This window comes from Chelonobacter oris (assembly GCF_000772535.1).
Lineage (GTDB): Bacteria > Pseudomonadota > Gammaproteobacteria > Enterobacterales > Pasteurellaceae > Chelonobacter > Chelonobacter oris.
On the sequence record NZ_JSUM01000024.1, the window covers coordinates 1 to 2,159 of the forward strand.

Below are 2,159 nucleotides of genomic sequence, written 5' to 3' on the forward strand. Positions count from 1 at the left end.
AACGACGGCTTGAAATTCCAAGGCGATACAGGTAATGCGATTGCGAAGAAACTGAACGAAACCTTGAGCATTAAAGGCAACGTTGCCGCAGATGCTGAGGTTACGGATAAAAATCTGCGTGTAGACAATGTTGATGGCGAGTTGGTTATCAAAATGGCAAAACAACTGACGGATTTAACCGGCGCAACCTTTGGCAATACCGTGATTAATAATGACGGCGTAACCATAGCCAATGGCGACAACCCTGTCAGTTTGAGCAAAGACGGTTTAAACAACGGCGGCAATGTCATCACGAATGTTGCCGGTGGCGGCGATGTCGATACCAATGCGGCAAATATCGCTGATGTTAAAAATGCAGCGGCAAAAGCGAAAACCGAAGTGACGAAAGGCACGAATATTGCCGACGTGAGCGAAACCGCAGGCGCTAACGGGCAAACGGTGTATACGGTGAATGCCGATGGCGTCAGCGTATCAAGCGGTTCGGCTGATGTTGTTGTCGGCAAAGGTGAGAAAGACGACAGCAATGTAACGGATTATAAAATCGATCTGGCGCAGACTGTCAAAGACGACATCAAAAAAGGGGCGGAAGCAAAAGAGGCGATTGATGCGCAAGGTTTAACCTTTACCGCTGATAACGATTCAAGCACCGGTATTAAAAAGCTGGGCGAAGAAGTGGCGTTTAGCGGCGATGACAATATCACCACGGCGGCAACGGCAGACGGCGTTCAAGTCAAATTGAACACCACCTTGACCGGCTTGGAGAGTGTGACGATTGGTGATGTCGTTATCAATAATCAAGGCATTGACGCCGGTGATAAGCAAATTAAGAACGTGGCTTCGGCAGGTGATATCAGCAATGCCGAAAATGCTAAAAATGCAGTAAATGCAGGAGATTTGAATAGCGCAATTAGCAATGTCAATAATGCGATTCAGAATTCGACACAGCAATTCAAAGGCGATAACGACACCGTTATCACTCGCAAACCGAACGAGGTATTCAATATCAAGGGCGGTGCAACGGGCGAAACGGCGGCAAACAATATTAAAACGGTTGGCAGCGATGATGGGTCGATTGCGATTGAATTGGCAAAAGATGTCGATTTGGGTGAGAACGGCAGCGTTACCGCCGGCAATACCGGCATCAATAATGACGGTATCACCATTAAATCACCGACAGATGCAAACCCTGATAATACGGTTTCTCTGGGCAAAGACGGTTTAAACAACGGCGGCGGCAAAATCAGCAATATTGCAGCCGGTGTCGACGGCAAAGATGCGGTCAATAAAGATCAGTTGGACGCCTTGAAAAATGAAATCACAGCCGGTGAGAAAAGTGCGGTTGTCGCAGCCGGTCAAAATACCACGGTTGAGACCGATGTTGAGGGCAATGTCACCACCTATACCGTTAATGCCGAGAAAGCCACCGTTTCAGCCGGAAATAATGGTGTGAAAGTGGTTGCCTCTGAAAAAGATGCCGACGGCACAACCAATTACGAAATCAGTCTCGATAAAGACTTGGTTGCGGGCAGTGATACCGAAGCCGGTACGGTTACGGTAAAAGGTGCGGACGGCAAAGACGGTATCAGCCTGAACGGCGCAGACGGTACTATCGGGCTGAACGGAAAAGACGGGACGAATGCGACAATCGGTTTAGCGAAAGACGGTGCGGCAGGTGTTCACGGCAAAGACGGCGAAAGCAAAACCCGCATGACTTACCAAACCACCGATGTTGACGGTAATCCGGTCACCGAACAAGTTGCTACGCTGAATGACGGTTTGAAATTTGTCGGTGACAACACGGACGTTACGGTTGCCCGTAAGCTGAATGAAACATTGGCGATTAACGGCGGCGCAACAGGTGATACAACGGCGAATAATATCAAAACAATTGGTAACGCAGACGGTTCGATTACCATCGAATTGGCGAAAGCGCTGACGGATTTAACCAGTGCGACTTTTGGCGATACGATTATCAATAACGGAGGCGTAACCATAGCCAATGGCGACAACCCTGTCAGTTTAACCGAAGGCGGTTTAAACAACGGCGGTAATAAAATCAGCAATATTGCAGACGGTGTCGACGGCAAAGATGCGGTCAATAAAGGGCAATTGGACGCCTTGAAAAACGAAATCGCAGCCGGTGAGAAAAGTGCGGTTGT

The 2,159-nt window shown here is 48.6% G+C and carries 1 pseudogene; it reads left to right on the forward strand.

Annotation, left to right across the window (positions count from 1 at the left end):
• Positions 1-2,159: pseudogene (locus OA57_RS12660) on the forward strand (hypothetical protein); the annotation flags it as partial.